The organism is Burkholderia sp. E168m23, from assembly GCF_016586125.1.
Lineage (GTDB): Bacteria > Pseudomonadota > Gammaproteobacteria > Burkholderiales > Burkholderiaceae > Burkholderia > Burkholderia orbicola.
The window spans coordinates 1-3,473 of sequence record NZ_BCPP01000782.1 but is presented as its reverse complement, the minus strand read 5'-3'; the positions used below and the strand labels follow the sequence as shown (position 1 = coordinate 3,473).

Genomic DNA, 3,473 nt, shown 5'->3' with positions numbered 1-3,473 from the left:
GATTTGCTGCGTCATCTCGGAATTACACCTTGAACGGATGGCGGAGCAGGATCGTTTCGTCGCGGTCCGGGCCCGTCGACACCATGTCGACCGGCACGCCAGCCACTTCCTGGACGCGTGCGAGGTAGGCCTGCGCGTTCGCCGGCAGTGCGTCCCACGTGTTGATCCCGACCGTGCTTTCCTTCCAGCCGGCGAACGTCTCGTACACCGGTTCGCAACGCGCGACATCGACCGCGCCACGCGGCAGGATGTCCACGTCCTTGCCGTCGACCTTGTAGCCGACGCACAGCTTCACTTCGTCGAGGCCGTCGAGCACGTCGAGCTTCGTCATGCACAGGCCCGACACGCCGTTGATCTGGATCGAGCGGCGCAGCGCAGCCGCATCGAGCCAGCCGGTGCGGCGCGGACGGCCGGTGACCGAGCCGAATTCCTTGCCGACGTTCGCGAGCGTGACGCCGATCTGGTCCTGGCGCTGCGGGTTGTCCGCATCGTACAGCTCGCTCGGGAACGGGCCCGAGCCGACGCGCGTGCAATACGCCTTCGTGATGCCCAGAATGTAGTTGAGCTTCTGCGGACCGACGCCCGCGCCAGCCGACGCCGCACCGGCGACGCAGTTGCTCGACGTGACGAACGGATAGGTGCCGTGGTCGATGTCGAGCAGCGTGCCTTGCGCACCTTCGAACAGCAGGTTCTGGCCCGCATTGTTCGCGTCGTACAGGCGGCGCGACACGTCGGCCACCATCGGCTTCAGGCGGTCGGCATAGCCGAGCATCGTATCGAGCGTGGCCTGGAAGTCGACGGCCGCGCCGCCCAGATACTGGGTCAGCACGAAGTTGTGGTAATCGAGATTTTCGCGCAGGCGATCGGCGAAGGTCTTCGCGTCGAACAGGTCCTGCACGCGCAGCGCGCGGCGGCCGACCTTGTCTTCGTACGCAGGGCCGATGCCGCGGCCCGTCGTGCCGATCTTGCCCGCGCCCTTGCGCGCTTCGCGCGCCTGGTCGATCGCGATGTGGTACGGCAGGATCAGCGTCGTGGCTTCGGAGATGAACAGACGGTCGCGCACGTTCACGCCGGCTTCTTCGAGCTCGCCGATTTCCTTGAACAGTGCTTCGGGGGACAGAACGACGCCGTTGCCGATGTAGCAGGCGACGCCTTCACGCATGATGCCCGACGGAATGAGGCGCAAGATCGTTTTCTTGCCGCCGATGATGAGGGTGTGGCCGGCGTTGTGACCGCCCTGGAAACGCACGACGCCCTGAGCGTGGTCCGTCAGCCAGTCGACGATCTTGCCCTTGCCTTCATCACCCCATTGCGTTCCCACGACGACGACATTGCGCCCGGGAGTCACGTTCACTGCGCTGGCAGACATGTTGATTCGTTAGCTGGTTAAAAACGTATTCTACCTATGTTCGCGGGCGATTCCGAATTTTTCCGTTTCGCTTCAACGATATGCACGCCGAAGCACGGCCCGCGAACGCCTCTTTATCGGGGTTCGACCACCCATGCGCCGTTGCGCTCGACGAGCGAACGATCGCATGCGAATTCGTCGAGCACGTGGTCGTGGCCCGGCAGCGCCTGGATCACGACCTCGCCCGCATCGCGCAGCGCCGCGACCGCCGCGCCCAGCGCGTCGTCCTGCGCCCACGGCGCGAGAATCGCGGTGCCGCGCGCCTCGACCGGCGAAATCCGTGCGAGCTCGCGCAGATCGAGCGAGAAGCCGGTTGCCGGACGGGAGCGGCCATAGGCCTGCCCCACGTGGTCGTAACGGCCGCCGCGCGCGATCGCGTTCGGCACGCCGTCGATGTAGGCGCTGAACATCGCGCCGCTGTGATACGCGTAACCGCGCAGGTCGGCGAGATCGATCGCGACTTCGACGCCCTTCGCCTGCGACGCAAGCTGCGCGAGATCGTCGAGCGCCCGCGTGATTTCCGGCAGCACCGGCAGGCGCGTGCGCGCCTCGGCGAGCACGCTCGCGTCGCCGTAGAGGTTCGGCAGCGCGCGCAGCGCGGCACGCGTGTCGGCGCCGAGATCGTCGGTGAGTTCGTTCAGCAGCGGCACGTCCTTGCCCGACAGCGCGTCGTACAGCGACTCGCCGCGCTCGGCGGCCTGCGCGTCGCGCGCCAGCAGCGCCGCGAGCACGCCCGCGTGACCGAGGTCGAGGCGGATGCGCGACAGGCCCGCGAGGTGCAGCGCGTCGAGCATCAGTTGCTGGATCTCGAGATCGGCTTCCAGCCCCGCGTGCCCGTAGATTTCGGCGCCGATCTGGATCTGCTCGCGGGTCGCGTGCAGCCCGCGCGGACGCGTATGCATCACGTGGCCCGCATAGCAGAGGCGCGTCACGCCCTGACGATTCAACAGGTGCGCGTCGATCCGCGCGACCTGGGGCGTGATGTCCGCGCGCAGGCCGAGCGTGCGACCCGACAACTGGTCGACCAGCTTGAAGGTGCGCAGGCGCAGATCGGCGCCGCCGCTCGTCAGCAGCGATTCGAGATACTCGAGCAGCGGCGGCATCACCATTTCGTAGCCGTACGAACGGAAGCGGTCGAGCAGCCTGCGGCGCAGCTCCTCGATCTTGCGCGCTTCCGACGGCAGCACGTCGGCGATATTCTCGGGAAGTAACCAGGTCGACATCGGTACGGTCCTACGACGGGAAACGGCGCGCGACACGCGCGCCGCGAGTTGAATCGGAACTTCGAAATCGGGCGGGACGAACGGCGGATGCGCCGTCCGGATCGGGGCTCCGTCAGGTCGCGAGCAGCAGCAGCACGAGCCCGAGCACCATCACGATCAGCCCGCCGATCCGGATATGATGCGGCGGCCGCTCGGCTATTCTACGAAACGTGTCGCGCCAGGCGACGGGAAACACGAAGGGGAACGCCCCCTCGATGATCAGCATCAGCGCTACTGCGAGCAACAACGAGCCAGCCAGGTCCATGCGAGCGACGGCGCCGCTCGACGCGGCGCCCCAAGGTCAATGTTTGCGGGGAGCAGGCGCCGCCGGTGCGGCACCGCCCGTCGGGCTGCGCATGAAGCGGAAGAACTCGCTGTCGGGATCGACGACGATGATGTCGTTGCGCTTGAACGTATTCCGGTAGGCCTGCAGGCTCGCGTAGAACTGATAGAACTGCGGATCGCGGCCGAACGCATCGGCGGCGATCGTCGCGGCCTTCGCATCGCCCTCGCCCTTGATCGTCTGCGCGGACTTGTATGCGTTCGCAAGCACGGCCTGCTGCTCGCGTTCGGCGTCGGCCTTGATCTGCTCGACGTCGGCCGCGCCTTGCGCACGCACCTGGGCCGCCTGGTCGCGCAACGCGCCGATCATCCGTTGATAGACGGCGTCCGTCTGCGCGGCCGGCAGGTCGACCCGCGTCAGCTGGACGTCGACGACGTCGACGCCGAAACCGGACGCTTGCGCCTTCGCCGCATCGCGCGCCGCATCGGCGATCGCACGCTGACCGCCGAGGGCATCGTCG

The 3,473-nt window shown here is 67.1% G+C and carries 4 protein-coding genes; all 4 read right to left on the bottom strand.

Annotated features, from left to right (window positions below; translation table 11 throughout):
• Nucleotides 1–22: 22 nt before the first annotated feature.
• Nucleotides 23–1,369 (bottom strand): adenylosuccinate synthase, encoded by a 1,347-nt coding sequence (locus tag JMF90_RS29505; protein ID WP_006478687.1) that lies wholly within the window; start codon nucleotides 1,367–1,369, stop codon nucleotides 23–25.
• Between the two features lie 113 nt (nucleotides 1,370–1,482).
• Nucleotides 1,483–2,631, bottom strand: a complete 1,149-nt coding sequence (locus JMF90_RS29500) for an ATP phosphoribosyltransferase regulatory subunit (protein WP_011549695.1) — start codon at nucleotides 2,629–2,631, stop codon at nucleotides 1,483–1,485.
• Between the two features lie 112 nt (nucleotides 2,632–2,743).
• Nucleotides 2,744–2,935 carry a DUF2065 domain-containing protein gene (locus tag JMF90_RS29495; RefSeq protein WP_006478685.1) on the bottom strand — a complete coding sequence of 64 codons (192 nt, stop codon included), beginning with the start codon at nucleotides 2,933–2,935 and terminating at the stop codon, nucleotides 2,744–2,746.
• Between the two features lie 36 nt (nucleotides 2,936–2,971).
• Nucleotides 2,972–3,473: protease modulator HflC (gene hflC, locus JMF90_RS29490; protein WP_201325777.1), on the bottom strand; the 502-nt coding region annotated here is incomplete at its 5' end.

Bases quoted from the DNA above. Each gene is read 5' to 3' on its own strand.
- JMF90_RS29505 (WP_006478687.1), bottom strand. From the start codon at position 1,369: ATGTCTGCCAGCGCAGTGAACGTGACTCCCGGGCGCAATGTCGTCGTC.
- JMF90_RS29500 (WP_011549695.1), bottom strand. From the start codon at position 2,631: ATGTCGACCTGGTTACTTCCCGAGAATATCGCCGACGTGCTGCCGTCG.
- JMF90_RS29495 (WP_006478685.1), bottom strand. From the start codon at position 2,935: ATGGACCTGGCTGGCTCGTTGTTGCTCGCAGTAGCGCTGATGCTGATC.